Here is a 21288-nt window from a genome sequence, read left to right on the forward strand (position 1 = left end):
CTGGCTTCAAACATTCCACGCATCCGGAGGCGCAGCTGAGCGCGCTATCCCATCCGCGCAATCAACCGCGGATGTGAGTGCGAGAGCTCAAAGGGGCTGCTGCGCGTGCCAACAATCAGTATGCGTTCTGCGTGCCGTTGTTCCGCGCGATGTAATCCATGGCGAATGAGCCGGCGCGGCGGGCCACATCTCCTGGACACATCATCTAAATGCGATTGGAGCTGATAAAAAATTAGAGACAATCAACTTCGAGTTCGTGCATGAGGTCGCATCCATGACGTTCACTGGAAGTCGCAACACTGGCTCACCGCATGTCTTTGGCGGGGACTGGACGACTCAGAAGCTACAGGTTCTGTCCAGGTATCTGCAGAGCTACACGACCGCATTGAGGTACAAGCCCACGCCGGACCGACCATTCAGAAAGACTTTTATTGATGCGTTCGCCGGCTCGGGCTATCGCACGCCAACTCAAAGTTCAACTGAAACGGTGGCGCAGGAGGAGCTTTTCCCGGAGCTTGCTGCTTCTGGCCCCCAAGGTCTGCTGGAAGGTTCGGCTCGGCTGGCTCTCGATGTCGATCCTCCATTCGAGAAGTACGTCTTCGTCGAGAAGAACGCTGGGAGGTGTCACCAATTGGCGCAACTGAAGAGCGACTTTCCGGCTCGCGCCGACACGATTGACATCCGGCTCGGGGATGCGAATGTGGAGATACAGAGAATCTGTCGCGGCGAGGACTGGTCCGGCCAACGGGCGGTTCTCTTTCTCGACCCATATGGCATGCAAGTCGATTGGAAGACCATAGAAGCTGTCGCAGCAACCAAGGCGATAGATCTCTGGCTGCTATTCCCGCTTGGCATTGGCGTGAATAGGCTGCTGACGAAATCCGGAACGATTCCGGACACCTGGCGTGATCGATTGACAGCCCTGCTGGGCACGGAGAATTGGTACGAGGAGTTCTACAAGGTGGAGGCCACTGCCGACCTTTTGGGCGACGTGAGCGGGCGCGTTATCAAGGCAAGCATGGACGTGATTGGCGCATACTTCCTGGAGCGGCTGAGCACTGTATTTGCTGGCGTTGTGGAGCAGCCGGGTGTTCTGCGAAACTCGTCCAACAATCCGCTGTATCTTCTCTGTTTCGCCGTCGGCAACGAACGCGGAAAGCCAATTGCCATACGAATTGCGAAGCATCTTCTGAAGGACTTGCGCTAATGAGCCAAGGCTCGAGTATCGAATGGACTGAACACACATGGAACCCCGTCACGGGGTGCCTGAAAGTCAGTCAAGGCTGCAAGAACTGCTACGCCGAGCGAATGGCGAAGCGTTTGAAGGCCATGGGAGCGGCGCGCTATGCGGCGGGCTTCGCGCCAACGCTGCATCGGGATCTCATAGACGCGCCGCGTGCCTGGAAGAAGCCCAGGCTGGTCTTCGTGAACTCTATGAGCGATCTTTTCCAAGAAGATGTGCCGGAGGAGTTTATTCAGCGCGTTTTCAAGACTATGGAGGCATGCCCCCAGCATACGTTTCAGATCTTGACGAAGCGAAGCGAGCGATTGCGCGATCTGGGAGCTCGGCTACGGTGGCCAGCGAACGTTTGGATGGGCGTTAGCGTCGAAGATGCGCGGGTGATGCATCGGGTGGTAGATCTTGCCTGCGTGCCCGCCGCGGTTCGATTCCTCTCATGCGAGCCGCTGATCGGCCCTCTGGATGAAATTCCACTGCAAAACATAGATTGGGTCATTGTGGGCGGAGAGTCAGGTCCCCGCGCTCGTGAGATGAAACAAGAATGGGTGAAGTCGATACGCCGGCAGTGCCGGGCGTCCGCCGTGGCTTTTTTCTTCAAGCAGTGGGGTGGCGTACGGAAGGATCTAACGGGGCGATTGCTTGACGGACGCGTCTACGACGAAATGCCTCGGCGCTACGAGGCTAGGGCCGTCACTCTAGCTGAGTCTGACAAGACCCCACTTCGACATGCCGCGCGGGCTTAGCTCCGGCTGCGGTTCAGCTCGTCGTCGCTTGCGGAGAACAGCGCATCTATCGCGTGGCGTGCTTCATCGCTTTGCATTTTCGCATACAGGGTGTCGAGCTCGCGATTCCAGTGGTCGAGTTCCACTTTCGGGTCGCACCCCTGTTGAGTGGCGAGCTCGACTAACTGCCTGAGTTCAGGCTCGCGCGGCGACAACTTCGTGGTTTTCACGGTGCGTCTGAGCAGTGCATTCTGGCCGGCTAGTCGAGTTTGAGTCGCTGACTAAATGCGGCAATAAATCTTCTTCATGCCCTTATCCTCCGGATTGTAATTCGGGTCGTCGGGCGTGAATGTTTCTTCCAGCATGCGCAGGTCGCGCATCTTCGACACCGTCCAGAGTTTTCCGAAGCCGAGAGCGTTTGACAAGCTGGAGCCGCGGACTTGGATAGCGCGGAGGGAGTCGGCGCCGCGAGTTGAGACGCCGTAGCAGTACGGAGCGACGACGCGGAGGTGGTCGTCGTAGTGGAATTGCAGCAGGGCGTGGCGGCGAATGGCTTCGCTGATGATGTCGCTCGGAGCGGAAACGCGGCCGCCGGTCGAGGGCGGCCGCTTGCGAGCGATCATGGCGGGTTGATCAAACCGAGTAGCCTTCTTTGGTGAACGGCATCGACCTCACTCTGTGCCCCGTCGCCGCGAAGATCGCATTCGCGATCGCCGGTGCCACCGGAGGCAGGGCAGGTTCGCCAATCCCCGTGGGAGTGAAGTCGCTTTCGATGAAGTACGACTCGACCTTGGGCGCGTTGGGGATGCGCAGGATCTGGTAGCTGTCGAAATTGTTCTGTTTGATGCGGCCGTTCTCGAAATCGATCTGCTGGGCCAGCGCGGCGCTGAAGCCGTCGGTGACTGCGCCTTCGGTTTGATTCTCGGCGCCGCTCATGTTGACGATGGGGCCGACGTCACCGGCGACGACGATGCGATGAATCGTGATCTTGCGGTTGTCGTCGACGCTCACGTCGGCGACTTCGGCGAAGTGGCCGGCGTGGCTGAAGTGGAAGGCCAGGCCGAGGCCGCGGCCTTTGGGCAGCTGTTGACCCCAGCCGGCTTTCTCGGCGGCGAGCTTGATCACCGCCGCCGCGCGGCCGGTATTCAGCGCGAACTCGTTGCCTTGTTGCAGCCAGCGCGGCTCACCCATGATTTCCAGCAGGAATTCCAGGTGATCGCGTTTCGCGGCCACCGAGCATTCATGCAGGAACGATTGGGTCGCGAACGCGATCGAGCACGAGCGAGGTGCGCGCCACGGGCCCGTGGGGATCTGCAATGGAAGTTTGGTCTGTGTGAGGCGCGCGTTCGGAATGAGTTGCGCGGGGAATTCATCGGCCGACATGTCACCGCCGCTGGTCGGGCGTTGGCCATCCTGGGTGAAGGTGATGAAATGATCCTGCCACGCGATCAGCTTGCCCGCCTTGTCGAGACCGCCTTTGAACGAGTGGAAGCCCCCGACTCGATAGAAGTCGTGATGCATGTCGTCTTCGCGCGTCCACTGCAGCTTCACCGGCACGCCGGCCTGTTTGGCGATGGCGGCGGCTTCGCACATGTAGTCGTTCATCAAGCGACGGCCGAAGCCGCCGCCGACGCGCGTCTGATGCAATGTGACTTTCTCCGGCGGAATGCCGAGTACATCGGCCACCAGTTTCAAGCCGGCCTCGGGCGTCTGGGTCGGCGACCAGATCTCGATCGCGCCATCTTTGAACGCGGCGGTGGTGTTCTGCGGCTCGAGGGGCGCGTGCGCGATGAACGGATAGGAGTAGAACGCTTCGACGGGCTTCGCCTCGGCGAACACCTTGTCGACGTCGCCGTTGTTTCGAATCGAGTCCGGACCGGATTGCACCGCGAGCTTCTGCGCCTGTTCGACGTACGCAGTCCAGCTGTCCTTGGAAGCCGTCGACTCATCCCATTTCACTTGTAACTTCTGGCGCGCGCTGAGCGCGGCCCAAGTGGACCTGGCGAGAATCGCCACGCCCGGCATCACCTCGGTGGGCTTGCCGGTGCCGTTCAAAACGAACGCTTGCGTCACGCCCGGCAGCTTGCGGATCTCATCCAGATTCGCTTCGACGACTTTGCCGCCGACCGCGGGACATTTCACGAACGTCGCGTACTGCATGCCCGGCACGACTTGATCGATGCCGAACAGCGGCTTGCCGGTGACGATCGCGTGGTTGTCGACACCGCCGATACGCTTGCCTAGCAGCTTGTATTCGCCGCGAGTCTTCAGCTTGAGCGTCTTCTCATCCGGCACGGGCACCGCCGCGGCTGCGGTAGCCAGCGAGGCGTAGGACGCCTTGCGATTGCTCGCCTTGTGGAAGACGGTGCTGTTCTCGGTCGTGAGCTCCGCTTCGCTCACATTCCACTGTTTGGCAGCGGCACTGACGAGCATGGCGCGACCAGTCGCGCCGGCGCGACGCAATTGATCCCACGACATTGGAATCGAACGCGAGCCACCCGCGCTCTGACGGCCGTACACCGTGGGGTTGATCGCCGCCTGCTCGACTTTCACGTGCGCCCAATCCGCATCGAGCTCTTCGGCAATGATCATCGGGAACGCGGTCTTGATGCCCTGGCCGATTTCCGGGGCCTTGGAATACAGCGTGATCGTGCCTTCCGGCGAAATGCGCAGAAACGCATTGGGCGCGAACTCCTTGCCCTTGGCGGTTGCCAGAGCAACGTTCCTGTCGCCGACGTAGAACGCCAGCACCAGACCGCCACCGACCAGGCCGGTGACTTTCAGGAACGTGCGACGGTTGACCTTGCTGACCGACGTTTGCGCCTCGGCGGCGCGGAGCAGGTCCTGCACATAGGCATCGGCGGACAGAATCGAAGATTCGAGGGCGCTCATGGAAACCTCCGATTAGTTCTGGCTGACCAGGTCGCCGTTCACTTTGGCGGCGGCATGAATGGCTTTGCGGATGCGGGTGTAAGTGCCGCAGCGGCAGATGTTGCCGGCCATCGCGGCGTCGATGTCGGCGTCGGTGGGCTTGGGATTGCTTTTCAGCAGCGCGGTCGCCGACATGATCTGGCCCGCCTGGCAGTAACCGCACTGAGCGACGTCGTGCTCGATCCACGCGGCCTGCACGGCGCTCAACTTGCCGTCCTTGCCGGCGAGGCCTTCGATGGTCGTAATCTTCTGGCCCACGACGGCGCTCGCCGGAATGGAGCAGGAGCGCACCGGGGCGCCATTGAGATGCACGGTGCAGGCTCCGCACTGAGCGACGCCGCAGCCGTACTTGGTACCTACCAGGCCAAGATGATCGCGGAGGACCCACAGCAGCGGCGTGGCGTCGTCGGCGTCCTTGACCTCGAGATCTTTACCGTTGATGTTCAGGCGCATGGGAGTCTTCCTGGCTCGGGGCTGGGATAAGGCGATCGATTCTTTCACGGGCTCCGCCCAGCGACAATGCAACTGAGCGCGCGAGGGTGGCGATTTATCGCTCCCGATGGTGACATTTTTGTCTGGTCGAAAGCGGCCAAGGCCCTTTCGACGGCTGCCAACACGTTCGCTGACAATGCGCTGACCGGTGCCTGACAGATCCCGCGCACGGTGTTGAACTGACGCAACGAATCGCTTGTGTACAATCCCGGCCGAAGACTTCCTGAGCAATGAGGGAGAGCAGTTTTGAGCACTACTGTGGGTGATAACGTGACAGCCGCCGATGTGGCCGGCGCCATTCAGGCCGATGCAGTCATCGTCGGCGCGGGGCCGTGCGGCCTGTTTCAGATTTTCGAATTGGGTCTGCTGGGCATCCGGGCCCACATCATCGATTCGCTTCAGCATCCGGGCGGTCAGTGCAGCGAGCTGTACCCGGAGAAGCCGATCTACGACATTCCGGCGCTGCCCGTCTGTGGTGCGCAGGAACTGGTCGACCGGTTGTTACAGCAAGCCAAGCCGTTCAATGCACAGTTTCATATGGGGCAGGAAGTCACCGAGCTGAAGGTGTTGCCCGACCATACCTTCCTGTTACGCACCTCGCTCGACACGCGCTTTCATGCCAGGACCGTGATCGTCGCCGGCGGTCTGGGTTCGTTTCAGCCGCGCCGGCTCGGTTGCGAAGGGGTCGAGGCGTTCGAGAACACCAGCATTCATTACAAAGTGAAGAACTCCGCCGAGTTCACCGGCAAGCATCTGCTGATCTTCGGTGGCGGCGATTCCGCACTCGACTGGACCCTCGAATTTGCCGGCAAGGCACGCAGCGTCACGCTGGTGCATCGTCGGCCTGAGTTTCGCGCGGCGCCGGCGTCGGTCGCGAAGATGCACGACCTCGTCAGCTCGGGGAGCATGCGTTACGTGGAAGCGATCGCGCAGTCGCTCATCACCGAGAGCGGCGAGTTCAAAGGGGTGCGTGTGAAGAAGAGCGATGGTGCGATCGAAGAGCTGCACGCCGATAAAGCGTTGGTGTTCTTCGGTCTGCATCCGAAGCTCGGCCCGATCGCCGAGTGGGGGCTGGGCCTGGACAAGCGCGCCATCCTGGTCGACACCGAAAAATTCCAGACCAGTATCCCGGGCATCTACGCGGTCGGCGACATCAACACTTATCCCGGCAAGAAGAAGCTGATTCTGTCCGGTTTCCACGAAGCGGCACTGGCGGCGTTCGCGGTCGCGGCGCATCTGAATCCCGCCAAGAAAATCCCACTGCAGTACACGACCACCAGCCCCATCATGCAAAAGCGGTTGGGAGTGGCGGGAGAACAGTAGAGGTGAATCCGTTGTTGTCCGATCTGCTTCAGGTGCTGAAGCTGGACCGGTTGGAAGACGATTTGTTTCGGGGTCAGAGCCGCCGGCTCGTGGACGGTCGAGTGTTCGGCGGGCAGGTGCTCGGTCAGGCGCTGGCCGCGGCCTATGCGACGGTCGAAGGGCGCGAGGCGCATTCGTTGCACGCGTATTTTCTGCGCGCCGGCGATGCGGACCATCCCATCGTGTATGAAGTGGATCGGAGCCGCGACGGTCGCGGCTTCACTTCGCGTCGCGTGGTCGCCATTCAGCATGGCGAGCAGATCTTCCACATGTCCGCATCGTTCCAGGTGCCCGAGGCGGCCATCGATCGCCAGGCCGAGATGCCTCAGGTGCCGCCTCCGGAAGCCGTGCCGGATCTTGCGACCGCTGTGGCCGAGGCCAAGCGCAAGGCGCCGGATCGACCGCAGCCGTTTCGAATCCATGAGCATCCGTTCGAGTTTCGGCCGGCGCAATTGCCCGATCCTCTGGCCGAGGTCCCACGCGACCCGCAAGTGAAGGTGTGGATCCGCCTGGTGGAGCGAGTGCCGGACGACCCGGTTCTGCACCACTGCCTGCTGGCTTACACCTCGGATTACTTCCTGCTGGGCGCGGCCAGCATGGATGCGCGTATGACAAGTGAACGCGAACAGCTGCAGATGGCCAGCATCGACCACGCAATGTGGTTTCACCGCCCGGCGCGGCCGGACGAGTGGTTGCTTTACGTGCTGGATAGCCCGACGGCCTCCGGCTCACGCGGGTTCGCGCGAGGCAGCCTGTTCACCCGCGACGGCCGGCTGGTCGCATCGACTGCTCAGGAAGGCCTGGTCCGACGCCTAAGTCCTTGATCCGTGTGACCCCTTTCTAACCGGCATCTGGTCATATCCAAGTCGAATTTCTCCCGTCACGGCGGGGGCTTAGAGTCCCGCACCATGTATCAGTACGACCAGATCGACCAAGCGCTCGTGGACCAGCGCGTCGCCCAGTACCGGGACCAGACGCAGCGTTATCTCGCGGGCCAGCTGTCCGAAGACGATTTCCGGGCGCTGCGACTCCGCAACGGCCTGTACATCCAGAAGCATGCGCCGATGTTGCGCATCTCGATTCCGTACGGCCTGTTGCGTCCCGACCAGGTGCGCATGCTCGGTCGGATCGCGCGCGAATACGACAAGGGCTACGGCCACTTCTCCACCCGCCAGAACATGCAGTTCAACTGGCCGAAGCTCGAGCTGGTGCCGGACATCCTGGCGTTGCTCGCGACGGTTCAGTTGCACGGCATCCAGACCAGCGGCAACTGCATTCGTAACGTGACCGCCGATCACCTCGCCGGGGTCGCGGCCGATGAGTTGGAAGATCCGCGTCCGTGGTGCGAATACGTGCGCCAGTGGGCGACGTTGCATCCCGAGTTCTCGTATCTGCCGCGCAAGTTCAAGATCGCGGTCACCGGTTCGCCGGCGGATCGCGCGGCTTCACGCGTGCATGACGTTGGCTTGCACCTCGTGAAGAACGAGCAGGGCGAAGTCGGCTTCGAAGTGCTGGTCGGCGGCGGCCTCGGTCGCGCCCCCATGATTGGCCACGTGATTCGCGAGTTCCTGCCGAAGCAGGATCTGCTCGCGTACCTCGAAGCCATCCTGCGCGTGTACAACCTCGAGGGTCGTCGCGACAACATTCACAAGGCGCGTATCAAGATTCTGGTGAAGGCGATCGGTCCGGAGAAATTCCGCGAGCTGGTCGAAGAGGAATTCGCAGCTGCGAAGGACACCGCGCCGGTGTTCGATGCCGCGGGCTTCGAGCGCATCAAGTCGTACTTCGCACCGAAGGCCTACGAGACGCTGCAGGATCAGGATGTGGTGTCCGGCAAGCCGCAGGAATTCCGCAACTGGTTCCAGTACAACACGCGCAAGCACAAGGTCGCGGGCTATCGCGCCGTGTTCCTGTCGCTGAAGTCGCCGAAGCGTCCGCCGGGTGACATCACCGCGGATGAGCTGGACCACGTCGCCGCGCTCGCCGAACAATATTCGCTCGGCGAAATCCGCTCGACGCACGATCAGAACGTCGTGTTCGCGCACGTGAAGCAGAGCGATCTGTTCGCGCTGTGGCAGCAGCTGAAGCTGCACGATCTGGCGACGGCCAACATCGGCACGCTCACCGACATGATCTGCTGCCCCGGCGGCGATTTCTGCGCGCTGGCCAATGCCCGCTCGATTCCGCTGGCCGAACAGATCAACGAGCGTTTCGACAGCCTCGATTACCTCTACGATCTCGGCGAGATCCAGCTGAAGATGTCCGGCTGCATGAACGGCTGCGGCCATCACTCGGTCGGCCACATCGGCGTGCTCGGCGTCGATAAGGACGGCGAGGAGTGGTATCAGATCACCCTCGGCGGTTCGACCGGCGGTCACGACGCGTCGCTGGGCAAAGTCATCGGTCCGTCCGTCGCGCACGACGACGTTGCCGAGACCATCGAACGCATCATTTCTGTTTTCGTCGAGCACCGGCAGGAAGAGGAACGTTTCCTCGATACCTTCCGTCGCATCGGCGTCGCTCCTTTCAAGGCCAAGGTTTATGCGCCAGCTAATCAAGCAGCGTGAAGTCGTCGTCGACGAGTGGCGCTACGCCGATGAAGATCCGGTCGGCCGCGAGCGCGCCCTGATCCTGCCTTTTGCCCGCTGGAAGGCGGAGCGCGAGCAGTGGTGGCTGTGGGACGGCCGCCTCGGTGTGCGCCTCGGCGTCACCGACAAGGTGGACGAGCTGAAGAACGATTTCACTCGCATCGGACTGGTCGCTCTGGAGTTCGGCGGCATTGGCGAAGGCCGTGGCTACAGCCAGGCGGCGCTGCTTCGCACGCGTTACAAGTTCACCGGCGAGTTGCGTGCGGTGGGCAAGATCCAGCGCGATCAGTTGTTCTATATGGCACGCTGTGGCTTCGACAGCTTCGAGCTGCCCGAAGGCGCCGATCTCAAGGTGGCGCTCACGGCGTTCGACGATTTCTCCGTTGCGTACCAGGGCGCGTTCGATGCCGCTGGCGTGCACGTTGAGCGTCGCGCTGTCGCTGGTTGAAAGCCGCTTGTAGCGCTCTCTCGCGCAAATCAAAATAATGGGCGCGCGGCTTCGCGCGTTCGCGGGAGAAGACCATGGAGTGGCGACCCAAGCGCTGGCTCGCGACTTTACTCAGCCTGTTCGTCGCACCGCTGGGCATGCTGTATCTGCAGCGCCCGCGGCTGGCGCTCATCTATCTGCTCGCGTCGCTGTTTCTTCAGATCGTCGCGGTGGGCTCGTTCGCGGTCCTGGGAATGCCGGTGATCGTGGCGCTGTGGGGCGCCAACTGGGGCGTCAATCTGGTCGCCGCCATTCATGCCTTCCGACTCTCCCGTGCGATGGAACCGGTGGCTCCTCGACTCTGGTATTCGAGATGGTATGGCCTGATCGGTATCTGGGCGGCGTTCACGGTCGGAGTGTTCCTGTTCCGTTCCTTTGCTTACGAGCCGTTCCGCACGCCTTCCGATTCGATGTATCCGACGCTGCCCGATGGCTCGTTCGTCATCGTCGGCAAGTGGGGCTACGGCGACTATGGTTCGCTCAACGTGCGATTTCTGGATGCCGAGCCGACGGCGGCGGTGGCGCGCGGTGAGTTGCTGTTGTTCCGGCTCTCCGACAAACCGGAGACGGTGTATCTGAAACGAGTCATCGGTCTGCCCGGCGATCGTATTCAGTGCTCGAAGGAGCGGATCACCATCAATGGCACGCCGGTGGCGGCGACACCGCTGGATTCCCGTGGGCGGTATGGATTCGCGCGAGAAACGATCGATGGCGTATCCTTTACCGTCGCGCATCTGGACCGGTTCCCGGCACTGGATTGCGATCTGGTGGTGCCCGAAGGGCACTATTACATGCTGGGCGACAATCGCGAGAACTCGCGCGACAGCCGGCACATCGGGCCTGTTCCCAGAGGGAATCTGGTCGGGCGGGTCGCTCTGGCGTTTCCTGTCCGCGCCTCGTCGCAGGAGGAATGATGGCCGCTGGCAATGTTTGTATCGTCACCGGCTCGGCGACCGGCATCGGCGCGGCCTGCGTCGTGGAGCTCGCGCGTCGCGGCTGGCGCACGGTGATCAATTTCACCAAGAGCGAAGCTGAGGCTCAGCAGAGGGCTCGCGAATGTGAGAAGCAGGGCGGCGAGACCTTGCTGGTGCGAGCGGACGTTTCTCAAGATGCGGATTGCCGCCGCATGGCGCAGGCGACGCTGGAGAAGTGGGGCCGGATCGATGGATTGATCAATAACGCCGGCACGACCAAGGTCGTATTCAATCACGCCAACCTGGAAGCGTTATCTGCCGAGGACTTCCAGAAGATCTATGCCGTGAACGTCATCGGCGCGTTCCAGATGATCCGCGCCGTCGAGCCGGCGATGCGCAAGCAAGGCGCGGGCTCGATCGTGAATATTTCTTCCCGCGCCGGCATCGACAGCACCGGAACTTCGATTGCCTACGCCGCTTCGAAGGGCGCGCTGAACACCATGACGATGGGCCTGGCCCGCGCGCTCGGCCCACAGATTCGAGTGAACGCCGTCTGCCCCGGCTTTGTGGAAACTCGCTGGCTGCAGGAAGCGATCGGCGACAAATACGAACAAGCCCGTGCCCGCTGGTCGAGCAACTCAGCTCTGCAAAAGCCCAGCACCCCCGAAGACATCGCCGACGTGGCTATCTGGCTTCTCACCGGCGGCCCCACCGTCACCGGCGAGCTGATCCTCGCCGACGGCGGCAACCGCCTCGGCGCTCCGCCTCAGCCGAGCCGTCGATAACAGATCGACAGCAGCGCGATTTCGAGCGGCAGCAGCAGCCAGAGCAGCACGTTTCCCGCGACGACGTAATCGGCGCTCGAGGAGAACGAACCGGCCAGCGAGCGCTGAATGAAGTGCAGCAGCCATGGCGAGACGCCGATCAGGAGCAACAGGCGCATGCCGTGGCCCCGAGTGCGCAACCATGCTTCTTTGGGCGGCAATGGCCGGTCGATTGCCATCGCGGGAAGGCAGATGGCATATCTGCACGCAACGTACAGCGCCGGCAGCGCGGCAATACGCGCGATCGGCAGAGTCCACTCGCTGCCCGGGGGCACCAGGCCGGGTTTGAGCAGGCCCAAGGGAATGAAAATCGCCAGGGTCGCGAATTGCAGCAGCAAGTTGGTTACGACGAATAATGCCGCCGCGATGCCGATGAAGCGCCAGTCGCGCGCGGTGGTTCCTGATGCTCCGAGAGACGGTACGGATTCCGCTCCCAACAAGATGACGCGGTGACAGGAGATCGCTGCCAGTGTCATCAGGAAGCCCTGAACTGCCCAAAGGAAAATGACCAGCAACTGGTCTTCCTGGGTGGTTCGATACCACACAGACAGCACTACCGCGTGCGCCAGCGCAGGTAGTGCGATTACCCGGAGCAGTGCCGGGAATTGCTCTCGATAGCGGTGTACGGCTTCAGTGAGGGTCGGAACAAGGGGCAATCGTTCCATGATTTCCGCGCGATCAAGCCGTTGCTGTCGCTGGCGCACTCCCACTCAAATCCGCGAACTGCAGCGCCGCCAGGCGCGCATAGAGCTCATTGCTCTCGAGCAGCTGAGCGTGAGTGCCGATGTCGACGATGCGGCCGTGATCCAGGACGACGATGCGGTCGGCTTTGAGGATCGTGGCCAGGCGATGCGCGATCACCAGCGTCGTGCGATGTTCCATCAGCCGTTCCAGCGCTTCCTGCACGTAGCGTTCGCTTTCCGCGTCGAGCGAGCTCGTGGCCTCGTCCAACAGCAGAATGGGCGGATCTTTCAGCAGGGCGCGGGCGATGGCGATGCGTTGGCGTTGGCCGCCGGAGAGGCGGGTGCCTTTTTCGCCGAGAAAGGTGTCGTAGCCTTGCGGCAGCTCGCGAATGAACTCATCGGCGCCGGCGGCACGCGCGGCGGCTTCGATGTCGGCGTCCGAAGCGGTCGGACGGCCGTAGCGAATGTTCTCTCGTGCGGTCGTGCCGAACAGCACCGTTTCCTGCGGAACCAATCCGATCCGGGCGCGAATGTCTTCGGGCCGGGCCTGAGAAATATCGACGCCATCGATGGTCACGCGCCCGGACGCAGGATCGTAGAACCGCAGCAGCAACTGAAACGTCGTGCTCTTGCCCGCGCCCGACGGGCCAACGAACGCGACGGTCTCGCCCCGCTCGATGGTCAGCGACAAATCGTCGAGTGCCAGCGACTCCGGTCGCGACGGATAGCGGAATGAAACGTGTTCGAACGAGATGCGCCCGAGCGAGGGTGTCGGGAACTTCGCCGGCTGGGGCGGCGCGACGATATTCGGTGTCGCGATCTTCAACTCCACCAGGCGCTCCATCGCGCCGGCCGCGCGCTGCACTTCACCCCACATTTCACTCAGCGTCGCCGCCGCGATGGCGACGTACACGGCATAAATCAAGAACTGGCTCAGCTCACCGCCGGTCATCTCCTTATCGAGCACGCGATGCGCCCCCTGCCACAGCACGAAGGTGATCGCGCCGAAGATCATCATCGTGCCGATCGCCGACATGGCCGAGCGGACTTTGGTCCGCTGCAGAGCCACGACGAACGAGTCCTCGACGGCCTTGCTATAACGCTTGCTGTGCAATTCCTCGAGCGTGAACGCCTGCACGGTCTGGATCGCATTCAGCGTCTCGCCGGCCAGGCCGCTGGTATCGGCGACCTTGTCCTGCGACTCGCGCGACAGCGTGCGCAGCTTCCGGCCGACGGCGATGATCGGGATGATGACCAGCGGAATGAGCACGACGATCATGCCGGCCAGCGACGGGCTGGTCATGATCATCAGCACCAATGCGCCGATCAATTGCACCGCCGAGCGCAAGGTCATGGAAAGATTCACACCGGCGATGCCCTGAATCAGGGTCGTGTCGGTGGTGAGACGGGAAAGCACCTCGCCGATCCGGGTGACTTCGAAGAAGGTCGGATCCATGCGCACCACGCGGGCATAAACATCCTCACGCAAGTCGGCGACCACGCGTTCACCCAACCAGGTGACGAAATACAAACGTAGAGCGGCGAACACGCCGAACACGGCCGCCGCGGCGAGGAATGCGAAGAAGTAGGTGTTGATGGTGGCCGCGTCCTGCGCCGCCATGCCGCGATCGATCAGATCGCGAAACGCCATCGGGATCACCAGCATCGCCGCCGCCGCGACCAGCAGCGCGATCATCGCCAGCGACAGGACGCCTTTGTACTTGCGCAGATACGGCCACAGCTCGCGCAACGGTTTGAGCGAGCGGCCTTTGGGTCTTTCCGGATTGGCTGACATGGGGTGTGCGAAACGTCCTTATTCGAATCTAGCGATAGACCGGCAGCTCGACATCCGCGAACAATGCCTCCACATCGGACGGCGTGGCCGCATTGCCGGCACGATCCACCAGCCGGCGGGTCAGATGCGGCGCGAGCAATTGCAGAAAGTCATACATGTAACTGCGGAGCAGGGCGCCCTGGTGGAAGCCGGCCCAGGTCGAGTGCGCCGGGAACAGATGCGACGCGTCGATGGACACGAGGTCCGAATCCTCACGCGGATCCATGGCCATGCTGGCGACGATACCGACGCCCATGCCCAATCGCACGTACGTCTTGATGACGTCGGCGTCGCGCGCCGTGAGCGCCACATGAGGCGTGATGCCATGACGCGCGAAAATCTGCTGTAACGACGACGGCCCCGAAAAGCCGAACACGTACGTGACGATCGGATACTTGCCCAGGGTCTCGATAGTCACTTTGCCTTCGCTGGCGAGCGGATGACCTTGCGGGACCACGATGCGCCGGTGCCAGCGATAGCACGGCAACAGCACCAGATTGGTGAACAGCTCCTGCGAGCCGGTGTTGATCGCGAAATCGATGCGGTCGCGCGCGGCCATGTCGGCGATCTGCTCGGAGGTGCCCTGGTGGAGGTGCAGCTCCACGTCCGGATACCGCTCCCGGAACCGGCGGATGACCTGGGGCAGGACATAACGGGCCTGGGTATGGGTCGTGCCGATCGACAGCGAGCCGCGCCCGTCGCCCTTCTGCTCGTCCGCCAGGCGCTTGATGCTCTGGACCTCTTTCAGGATTTTCTGGGCCCGGTCGATGACCCGTTTACCGGCCGGCGTGACCCGCGTCAGGGTTCTTCCCTGGCGCAGGAAGATGGGAAACCCCAGCTCGTCCTCGAGCTGTTTCAGCTGCTTGCTGACGCCCGGCTGCGAAGTATGCAGGCGCTCGGCCGCGGCGGTGATGTTCAGGTCATTCTCGACGATGGCGGCGAGGTACCGTAATTGTTGTAGTTTCATGCACTTAACTATAGCGAATCGAGGCGCGGCGGAGTCATAACGGGCCCGCATCATGACAGAACAAACCAGTCTTTCCCTGGTTATAAGGCGGTTAGCTACAGTGCATCTGCCGAGAATAAGGATCGATTGACCATGACCGATGCACTGTCGCCCCGTCTGCAAACCCTCGTCGAGGGGACTCGCGCCCTGCTGGAGCAGGCCGTGCGCGAGCACCAGGACGTGGTCTATTCCAACAGCTTAGGGCAAGAGGCCATGGTGTTGACCGACATCATCAGCACGTACACGCCCGAAATCGAGATGTTCACCCTCGACACCGGCCGCTTGCACGACGAGACCCTGTCGCTGCTGGATCGCCTGGAGCGCCGCTATCAGCGTCGCATTCAGGTGTTCTATCCGCAGGCCGAGGCCATCGAACAGTACGTGCGTGACAATGGTATCAATGGTTTCTACCTCGGTACCGAAGAACGTCAGTCCTGCTGCGGTATCCGCAAGATCGAGCCCTTCAAGCGCGCCATCGCCGGTCGCAAGGCCTGGGTCACGGGCGTGCGTCGCGAACAGTCCGCCGAGCGCGCGCTGGGTGAAGCCAAGTCCTGGGACGACCGCTATGGCCTCTGGAAAATCAGCCCGATGCTGGACTGGACCGAAGCCGACGTGTCGGCGTATATCAAGGCTCGCAACCTTCCTTACAACGCCCTGCATGACAAAGGCTATCCCAGCATCGGCTGCGCGCCGTGCACCCGGGCAGTGGAGCCTGGTGCCGACCCGCGCTCGGGTCGCTGGTGGTGGGAAAATCCCGAGTCGCGCGAGTGCGGCCTGCAGCCGCGCCGCCGGGTCATTCCGCTGAAGGTCGAGCCGCGTCGCGCGGCCGGCCAGTAGGCACGCGACGCCCGCGCGTCGCAGGACGACGCCACGCCATGGACTACTTCCCGATCTTTTTACGGCTCGCGAACGAACCGGTGCTGGTCGTCGGCGGCGGGGAAGTGGCCGCGCGCAAGATCGATCTGCTCCTGCGCACTGCCGCGAAGGTCACTGTCGTTTCGCCCGAACTGAGCGACTCGCTGGCCGCGAAAGCCGCGGCTGGCGATATCACGTATGTGCCCGGCGAGTTTCAGCCGGAATTGCTGGATGGCATGCGGCTGGCGATCGCGGCGACCGACAAACAATCGGTCAACGCCTGGGTCGCGCATCAGTGCGAGCGTCGGAACATTCCGGTGAACGTGGTCGATGATCGCGAGTTGTCGCGCTTCATCATGCCGGCGATTGTCGATCGCTCGCCCGTCGTCGTTGCGGTCGGCAGCAGTGGCGACGCGCCGGTACTGACGCGTCGACTGCGAGAGAAGCTCGAATCGCTTCTGCCGCAGCGGCTCGGCGATCTCGCCAGGCTCGCCGGCAAGCTGCGTCCGTCGGTGAAGGCGAAGCTCGAACACGCCAGCACGCGCCGGCGCTTCTGGGAAAATTTCTTCGACGGTTCGATTGCCGCCGACGTGTTGTCCGGTCGCGAAGACGCGGCGGGGCAGGGCGTGCTCGACCGCATCGGTTCCTCGCTCACTCGCTTTGCCAGGCAGTCGAAGTTCGCGGGTGAAGTGGCGCTGGTCGGCGCGGGCCCGGGTGATCCAGGTCTGCTGACGCTGCGCGCGCTGCGAGCTCTGCAGAATGCAGATGTGATCGTTTACGACCGCCTGGTGTCGGCTGAAGTGCTCGATCTCGCGCGTCGCGATGCCGAGCGCATCTACGTCGGCAAGGCCGCGGGCAATCATCACGTGTCGCAGGAAGATACGAACGCGCTGCTCGTGAAGCTCGCGAAAGCAGGCAAGCGCGTGTGCCGATTGAAAGGCGGCGATCCCTTCATCTTCGGCCGCGGTGGCGAAGAGTTGGAAGCGCTGGTCGCCGAGGGTATTCGATTCGAAGTCGTGCCGGGCATCACGGCCGCTGCAGGTTGCGCGGCGTATGCGGGAATCCCGCTCACCCATCGCGATCACGCGCAGGCACTGACATTTGTTACGGGACATTGCAAAGGTGAATCGGACACTGTGGATTGGAGCGCGCTGGCGCGTCCCGGTCACACAGCGGTGTTCTATATGGGCCTGAACCAGCTCGAGAATATCGTCGCCCGATTGCGTGAGCATGGCGTGCCCGAGAGCCGCGCTGCCGCGCTCATCGAGCATGGAACGCGTCCGTCGCAGCGTGTGGTCACCGCCACGATTGCAGATCTGGTTCAGAAAGCCGCCGAAGCTCGCGTGGCATCGCCGGCATTGCTGATCGTGGGCGAAGTGACTCGCTTGCATGAGGCATTGCATTGGTTCAACACGCGCTCCGTCGAACTCGCACTCACTGATGAAGGAAGGCTGTCCGCATGAGCAGCTCGAATGAAATTATCCGTCAAGCCAGGATTAGACAAGGATTTGCCGATGCTGTCGGCAACACCCCGCTGATCCGCCTGAATCGTTTCAGTGAGCTCACGGGTTGCGAAATCCTCGGCAAGGCCGAATTCATGAATCCGGGCGGCTCGGTGAAAGACCGTGCCGCGAAAGCCATCATCGAAGCGGCCGAGCGCAGCGGCAAATTGAAGCCGGGCGGCACGCTGGTCGAAGGCACGGCGGGTAACACCGGCATCGGCTTCGCGCACGTCTGCAACGCGCGCGGCTATCGCTGCATCATCGTGATGCCGGACAACCAGTCCAACGAGAAATATCAGATGATCGAAACGCTCGGCGCCGAAGTGCTGCGCGTGAAGACCGTCCCGTACAGCGATCCGAATCATTACCAGAAGATCGCCGGCCGTCTGGCCGACGAGATTCCGGGCGCGGTGTGGGGCAACCAGTTCGACAACACCGCGAACCGCGATGCTCACGAGCAGACGACCGGTCCGGAGATCTGGACTCAGACGGGCGGCAAGATCGACGCCTTCGTCGCGGCCACCGGCACGGGCGGCACGCTCGGCGGCATCTCACGGTACCTGAAGAAACAAAATCCGAACGTGCGTATCACGCTGGCCGATCCGCAGGGCAGCGCGCTGTACCACTGGATTCGCAATGGCGAGCTGAAGGCCACTGGCCCTGGCTCGATCACCGAAGGCATCGGCATCGGCCGCGTCACCGCGAACCTCGAAGGCTCGCCGATCGACGACGCTCTGCATATCACCGACATCGATTGCGTGCGCACTGTGTATCAGCTGCTGCGTGATGAAGGCTTGTTTCTCGGCAGCACCAGCGGCGTCAACGTCGCGGCGGCCGTGCAGATCGCCAAGCAACTCGGCCCCGGCCACACCATCGTCACCATTCTTTGCGACAACGGCGCGAAGTATCAGTCGCGTTTGTTCAACAAGAAGTGGCTGGCGGAGAAGGGCCTGATCGATGCGACGGGGCTGTCGCAGAACGGTCAGCCGTCGCTGCTCGATGTGGCGAAGAATGTCGCCAACGTCGGTGCGTTTCCGCAGCGGCTGAGCGCTTAAGCACCAGGCAGTTCGCGATGTAGCGGCCGCAGGTTCCCTGGAACCTGCGGCCGCGTCGTTTTTGCGAGCGTCATGACCGGCACCAGCGCCATGACCATGACCACCATCGGTCTGGCGCGGTCGGTCGGAATTTCCGGGACAGTGGCAACGGGCAGGGAACCGAGCCGCCGTGCTCCTGGTTCCATTGCTATCCATACGGCGGCAGGTGGAAAAATGGCCAAGGCTCCAGGACATCGGGAACACCCTCACCACAAAGTGGCGGAACGGCCGCTCACGGAACGAATCCGGGTGTCGGTTGCGGGAACGACGATTGCCGATTCGAGCGATGTCGTGAGAGTCGAAGAAGACGGCAGCCCGATTCGATATTACTTTCCGCGCGCCGATGTCGATATGAAACTGCTGGAGCCGTCGGCGACGACCTCACAGTGTCCGTTCAAAGGCGTGGCCAACTATTTCTCGATCAAGGCCGGTGGCAAGGAACTGAGGGATGCGATCTGGTCGTACGAGAATCCGTATGACGAGCACCTCGCGCTCAAAGGCCGGCTGGCCTTCTACGACGACAAGCTGCCGCAGATCAATATCTCACCACGTCCGTAACGACCTGGCCGGGTGGGAATATCTGCTCGGCCGGTCTTTGATGGTGAGCCACTGGAGCACGCCATCAAATGATTTGGGAATATCTGGACACCTGCGGCGACGACCAGCTGGGGCTGAGCAGGCTGCCGCGACGTTACTTCGCGAGCGGAGATGTGATGCACGGAGGCGCCTGCATCTTCTGCCCGGCGGGGCCCATGCAAACGCTGTTCACCGACCGGGGCAAGCTGTTGTTGCCTCACGAGGACGATGACGACGAGGAGGAATACGGCAGCGAGCAGCGTCTGTCCGTAAAGGTGTGTGACGTCTGTGGCTGGTGGACCGTGCTGCAGCGGAGATCGGGCGAGTGGGATGCTGGCGAAGGCCGGATCATGGAGACCGTCTCTCATGCCTGTGCCTCGGGCGTGCTGAAACAGTTCGATGTCGCGGATATCTCCGCGCCCATCGACGATCTGCTGAAGTATCTCGTCGTCAGATATGGGGAGCGGTTCAGACTTCATCCGAGGAAGTTTGAAGAAGTGGTCGGCGCGGTATTCGCCAACGTGGGCTGTCGCGTTCGTGTGACGTCGTACTCCAGAGATGAGGGGATCGATGTCATCGTCCTGGAGGCGCCTGCCGACCAGTTGCTCGGCATTCAGGTTCGGCGCAAGCGTGGCAAGGTTGGCGCCGAGGCCATTCGCTCGCTCGCTGGCGCCATGATTGTGAACGATGCCCTGGCCGGGGCATTTGTGACTACATCTTCATACACGCGAGGCGCGCACGCCACGGCTGACAAACTTGCCGCCAGGGGCTATCCCATCGAGCTGATCGACGGCAAGAGATTTTACGACCGGCTGCGCTTGTCCATGCGTCCAGCCTATCGACAGGAAGATGTCTCGAGCGGATCGAGCCCCTTCTCGCGTTTCGTCAAAGATCCGGATGCGCTCACCGTGGTTCATCGCTACGACGACCTGGTCGAGGCGCCGGATTACGAAGTCCGGGAATGGGATGAGCGGCTCGAGCGGGAGGACGAGGAAGAGCTGACCGAGTTTCACTATGGCGCTTCCACGGTGGAAACGCGCATCCCACCCTCCGGTGAGTCGGTGCAGTTCAGCACCCTGGGGGCCTATCTCGAGACGTTGGGGCGTGAGTTTCCGCAGCCCGACTCCGCGACCGGTATCAGCGCGGAGGCTTTCATGGAGGCGAGGGTTCCGATGATTGTTTCTTGTGTCGAGTGTGGCATGTCCATGCCCAGCAGTCCTGGCACGCCTTGTGACGAGCATGGTCAGCTGTATTGTTTTGACTGCGCGGATGAGATCGGGGGCGGAGGTGTCGACGGTTGAATTGCCGTGGCCGGCGGATGACCTTGTCAACCCAGGCGCGGCGCGTTTAGGCTTGGGCCGAAGGGACTGACTTCGAGTAATGAGAACGACGCCCGGTCCCGACGCTTGAGTCATTTGCGCATGCCGGATCAGGATCGAATCTGGATATGAATCTAGTGGATAGAATCGCGCGCAGGTCTTACCGAGCCTTCATCAGCGGGCTCAATTTCCAGCATACGCGTCAGTGTCCGATGTGCGGCTGGTCGGGATTTCAGTTCGAGCCGGCGAATCAGGGGCCATTTTTCAGGTTCGATGCGACCTGTCCCCGCTGCAAGTCGCAGGAGCGGCATCGACTGGCTTATCTGCTGCTCGCCAAACGGCTCCCCCCGCGATTGGGCAAGGTGTTGCACTTCGCGCCCGAGCCTTGCATGACCCAGTGGCTGGGATCCCGGGCGGATGACTATCACACGGCCGATCTGCTGTCGCCGACGGTGATGCACAAGGAAGATATCTGCAACATGAGCTTTGCAGATGAGACTTTCGATCTCGTGTGGTGTTCTCACATCCTGGAACACGTTGCGGACGATCATGAGGCGATGCGTGAGATTCGCCGTGTGCTGAAGCCAAACGGTCTCGCTGTCATTCAAGTGCCCGTGTGGGGTGCCAAGACCAGCGATGAGCCGCTGAATACACCTGAAGAACGAGTTCTGAAATACTTCCAGGAAGATCACGTACGCCGCTACGGCTCGGACATCGAGAGCCGCCTGCGCGCGGCCGGCCTCGCGGTGGAAACATTGCGTACGGATGATCTGGATCTCCAGGTCGTGCTACGACATGGGCTCGCCGATCTGTGTGGCAATGATGTTTTCCTGACCGGCAAGGCCGTCACCTGACCGGC

21 protein-coding genes are annotated in these 21288 nt (G+C 62.0%); 14 read left to right on the forward strand and 7 right to left on the reverse strand.

What is annotated here, in order from left to right; genetic code table 11:
• Positions 1-274 precede the first annotated feature (274 nt).
• Entirely contained in the window at positions 275-1207 is a 933-nt protein-coding gene (locus EKO19_RS32840; RefSeq protein WP_129781634.1) for a three-Cys-motif partner protein TcmP, read from the forward strand.
• Positions 1207-1983, forward strand: a complete 777-nt coding sequence (locus EKO19_RS32845; RefSeq protein ID WP_129781635.1) for a DUF5131 family protein — start codon at positions 1207-1209, stop codon at positions 1981-1983. The genes EKO19_RS32840 and EKO19_RS32845 overlap by 1 nt, the downstream gene beginning before the upstream one ends.
• Here EKO19_RS32845 and EKO19_RS32850 read toward each other — a convergent pair.
• From EKO19_RS32850 to EKO19_RS32865, 4 genes are read right to left on the reverse strand one after another with little or no spacing between them, the layout of a single operon-like run.
• Positions 1980-2192: a hypothetical protein gene (locus EKO19_RS32850; RefSeq protein WP_129781636.1), complete on the reverse strand. Its 213-nt coding sequence runs from the start codon at positions 2190-2192 to the stop codon at positions 1980-1982. The genes EKO19_RS32845 and EKO19_RS32850 overlap by 4 nt on opposite strands.
• A gap of 51 nt (positions 2193-2243) precedes the next feature.
• Positions 2244-2585 carry a hypothetical protein gene (locus EKO19_RS32855; protein WP_129781637.1) on the reverse strand — a complete coding sequence of 114 codons (342 nt, stop codon included), beginning with the start codon at positions 2583-2585 and terminating at the stop codon, positions 2244-2246.
• Between the two features lie 10 nt (positions 2586-2595).
• The gene (locus EKO19_RS32860) at positions 2596-4854 is read right to left on the reverse strand and encodes a xanthine dehydrogenase family protein molybdopterin-binding subunit (protein WP_129781638.1); all 2259 of its coding nucleotides are present in this window, start codon (positions 4852-4854) and stop codon (positions 2596-2598) included.
• 12 nt (positions 4855-4866) lie between these two features.
• Positions 4867-5346 (reverse strand): (2Fe-2S)-binding protein, encoded by a 480-nt coding sequence (locus tag EKO19_RS32865; RefSeq protein ID WP_129781639.1) that lies wholly within the window; start codon positions 5344-5346, stop codon positions 4867-4869.
• Positions 5347-5643: 297 nt separating this feature from the next.
• On the opposite strand from EKO19_RS32865, the gene EKO19_RS32870 reads away from it, so the two are divergent.
• The 6 genes from EKO19_RS32870 (at position 5644) to EKO19_RS32895 (ending at position 11521) form a co-directional block, all read left to right on the forward strand.
• Complete coding sequence (locus EKO19_RS32870) at positions 5644-6708, forward strand: NAD(P)/FAD-dependent oxidoreductase (protein WP_129781689.1); 1065 nt, start codon at positions 5644-5646, stop codon at positions 6706-6708.
• Positions 6709-6710: 2 nt separating this feature from the next.
• On the forward strand, positions 6711-7571 hold the full coding sequence (locus EKO19_RS32875) for an acyl-CoA thioesterase (protein ID WP_129781640.1): 861 nt from the start codon (positions 6711-6713) through the stop codon (positions 7569-7571).
• An 84-nt stretch (positions 7572-7655) separates the two neighbouring features.
• Positions 7656-9314: a nitrite/sulfite reductase gene (locus EKO19_RS32880; RefSeq protein WP_129781641.1), complete on the forward strand. Its 1659-nt coding sequence runs from the start codon at positions 7656-7658 to the stop codon at positions 9312-9314.
• Complete coding sequence (locus tag EKO19_RS32885) at positions 9289-9783, forward strand: DUF934 domain-containing protein (protein WP_129781642.1); 495 nt, start codon at positions 9289-9291, stop codon at positions 9781-9783. The genes EKO19_RS32880 and EKO19_RS32885 overlap by 26 nt, the downstream gene beginning before the upstream one ends.
• Before the next feature lie 74 nt (positions 9784-9857).
• On the forward strand, positions 9858-10736 hold the full coding sequence (lepB, locus tag EKO19_RS32890; protein ID WP_129781643.1) for a signal peptidase I: 879 nt from the start codon (positions 9858-9860) through the stop codon (positions 10734-10736).
• Complete coding sequence (locus EKO19_RS32895) at positions 10733-11521, forward strand: SDR family NAD(P)-dependent oxidoreductase (protein ID WP_129781644.1); 789 nt, start codon at positions 10733-10735, stop codon at positions 11519-11521. The genes lepB and EKO19_RS32895 overlap by 4 nt, the downstream gene beginning before the upstream one ends.
• Here the strand turns inward: EKO19_RS32895 and EKO19_RS32900 are convergent.
• The 3 genes from EKO19_RS32900 to cysB are packed head-to-tail and all read right to left on the reverse strand — an operon-like array spanning position 11503 to position 15044.
• Positions 11503-12264: a hypothetical protein gene (locus EKO19_RS32900; protein ID WP_129781645.1), complete on the reverse strand. Its 762-nt coding sequence runs from the start codon at positions 12262-12264 to the stop codon at positions 11503-11505. The two genes, EKO19_RS32895 and EKO19_RS32900, sit on opposite strands and share 19 nt — an antisense overlap.
• Positions 12239-14038, reverse strand: coding sequence for an ABC transporter transmembrane domain-containing protein (locus EKO19_RS32905; RefSeq protein ID WP_129781646.1), 1800 nt, complete (start codon positions 14036-14038; stop codon positions 12239-12241). The genes EKO19_RS32900 and EKO19_RS32905 overlap by 26 nt, the downstream gene beginning before the upstream one ends.
• Positions 14039-14066: 28 nt before the next feature.
• A complete protein-coding gene (gene cysB / locus EKO19_RS32910) occupies positions 14067-15044 on the reverse strand; it encodes an HTH-type transcriptional regulator CysB (protein ID WP_129781647.1) in 978 nt (325 codons plus the stop codon).
• A 132-nt stretch (positions 15045-15176) separates the two neighbouring features.
• Between cysB and EKO19_RS32915 the strand changes: the two genes are divergently transcribed.
• The 6 genes from EKO19_RS32915 to EKO19_RS32940 all read left to right on the forward strand — a co-directional run bounded on the left by EKO19_RS32915 (position 15177) and on the right by EKO19_RS32940 (position 21283).
• A complete protein-coding gene (locus EKO19_RS32915; RefSeq protein ID WP_129781648.1) occupies positions 15177-15920 on the forward strand; it encodes a phosphoadenylyl-sulfate reductase in 744 nt (247 codons plus the stop codon).
• Between the two features lie 38 nt (positions 15921-15958).
• Positions 15959-17401 carry a siroheme synthase CysG gene (gene cysG / locus EKO19_RS32920; RefSeq protein ID WP_129781649.1) on the forward strand — a complete coding sequence of 481 codons (1443 nt, stop codon included), beginning with the start codon at positions 15959-15961 and terminating at the stop codon, positions 17399-17401.
• Positions 17398-18495, forward strand: a complete 1098-nt coding sequence (locus EKO19_RS32925; protein WP_129781650.1) for a cysteine synthase A — start codon at positions 17398-17400, stop codon at positions 18493-18495. The genes cysG and EKO19_RS32925 overlap by 4 nt, the downstream gene beginning before the upstream one ends.
• Positions 18496-18708: 213 nt before the next feature.
• Positions 18709-19092, forward strand: coding sequence for a DUF427 domain-containing protein (locus EKO19_RS32930; RefSeq protein WP_129781651.1), 384 nt, complete (start codon positions 18709-18711; stop codon positions 19090-19092).
• Positions 19093-19160: 68 nt separating this feature from the next.
• Complete coding sequence (locus EKO19_RS32935; protein WP_129781652.1) at positions 19161-20411, forward strand: restriction endonuclease; 1251 nt, start codon at positions 19161-19163, stop codon at positions 20409-20411.
• A 146-nt stretch (positions 20412-20557) separates the two neighbouring features.
• Complete coding sequence (locus EKO19_RS32940) at positions 20558-21283, forward strand: class I SAM-dependent methyltransferase (RefSeq protein ID WP_129781653.1); 726 nt, start codon at positions 20558-20560, stop codon at positions 21281-21283.
• Positions 21284-21288 lie beyond the last annotated feature (5 nt).

Source organism: Peristeroidobacter soli (genome assembly GCF_004138485.1).
Classification (GTDB): Bacteria; Pseudomonadota; Gammaproteobacteria; order Steroidobacterales; family Steroidobacteraceae; genus Steroidobacter; species Steroidobacter soli.

Coding starts and splice junctions, on each gene's coding strand:
- EKO19_RS32840 (WP_129781634.1), top strand. CDS start 275: ATGACGTTCACTGGAAGTCGCAACACTGGCTCACCGCATGTCTTTGGC.
- EKO19_RS32845 (WP_129781635.1), top strand. CDS start 1,207: ATGAGCCAAGGCTCGAGTATCGAATGGACTGAACACACATGGAACCCC.
- EKO19_RS32855 (WP_129781637.1), bottom strand. CDS start 2,585: ATGATCGCTCGCAAGCGGCCGCCCTCGACCGGCGGCCGCGTTTCCGCT.
- EKO19_RS32860 (WP_129781638.1), bottom strand. CDS start 4,854: ATGAGCGCCCTCGAATCTTCGATTCTGTCCGCCGATGCCTATGTGCAG.
- EKO19_RS32865 (WP_129781639.1), bottom strand. CDS start 5,346: ATGCGCCTGAACATCAACGGTAAAGATCTCGAGGTCAAGGACGCCGAC.
- EKO19_RS32880 (WP_129781641.1), top strand. CDS start 7,656: ATGTATCAGTACGACCAGATCGACCAAGCGCTCGTGGACCAGCGCGTC.
- EKO19_RS32885 (WP_129781642.1), top strand. CDS start 9,289: ATGCGCCAGCTAATCAAGCAGCGTGAAGTCGTCGTCGACGAGTGGCGC.
- lepB (WP_129781643.1), top strand. CDS start 9,858: ATGGAGTGGCGACCCAAGCGCTGGCTCGCGACTTTACTCAGCCTGTTC.
- EKO19_RS32895 (WP_129781644.1), top strand. CDS start 10,733: ATGATGGCCGCTGGCAATGTTTGTATCGTCACCGGCTCGGCGACCGGC.
- EKO19_RS32905 (WP_129781646.1), bottom strand. CDS start 14,038: ATGTCAGCCAATCCGGAAAGACCCAAAGGCCGCTCGCTCAAACCGTTG.
- cysB (WP_129781647.1), bottom strand. CDS start 15,044: ATGAAACTACAACAATTACGGTACCTCGCCGCCATCGTCGAGAATGAC.
- EKO19_RS32915 (WP_129781648.1), top strand. CDS start 15,177: ATGACCGATGCACTGTCGCCCCGTCTGCAAACCCTCGTCGAGGGGACT.
- cysG (WP_129781649.1), top strand. CDS start 15,959: ATGGACTACTTCCCGATCTTTTTACGGCTCGCGAACGAACCGGTGCTG.
- EKO19_RS32925 (WP_129781650.1), top strand. CDS start 17,398: ATGAGCAGCTCGAATGAAATTATCCGTCAAGCCAGGATTAGACAAGGA.
- EKO19_RS32930 (WP_129781651.1), top strand. CDS start 18,709: ATGGCCAAGGCTCCAGGACATCGGGAACACCCTCACCACAAAGTGGCG.
- EKO19_RS32935 (WP_129781652.1), top strand. CDS start 19,161: ATGATTTGGGAATATCTGGACACCTGCGGCGACGACCAGCTGGGGCTG.
- EKO19_RS32940 (WP_129781653.1), top strand. CDS start 20,558: ATGAATCTAGTGGATAGAATCGCGCGCAGGTCTTACCGAGCCTTCATC.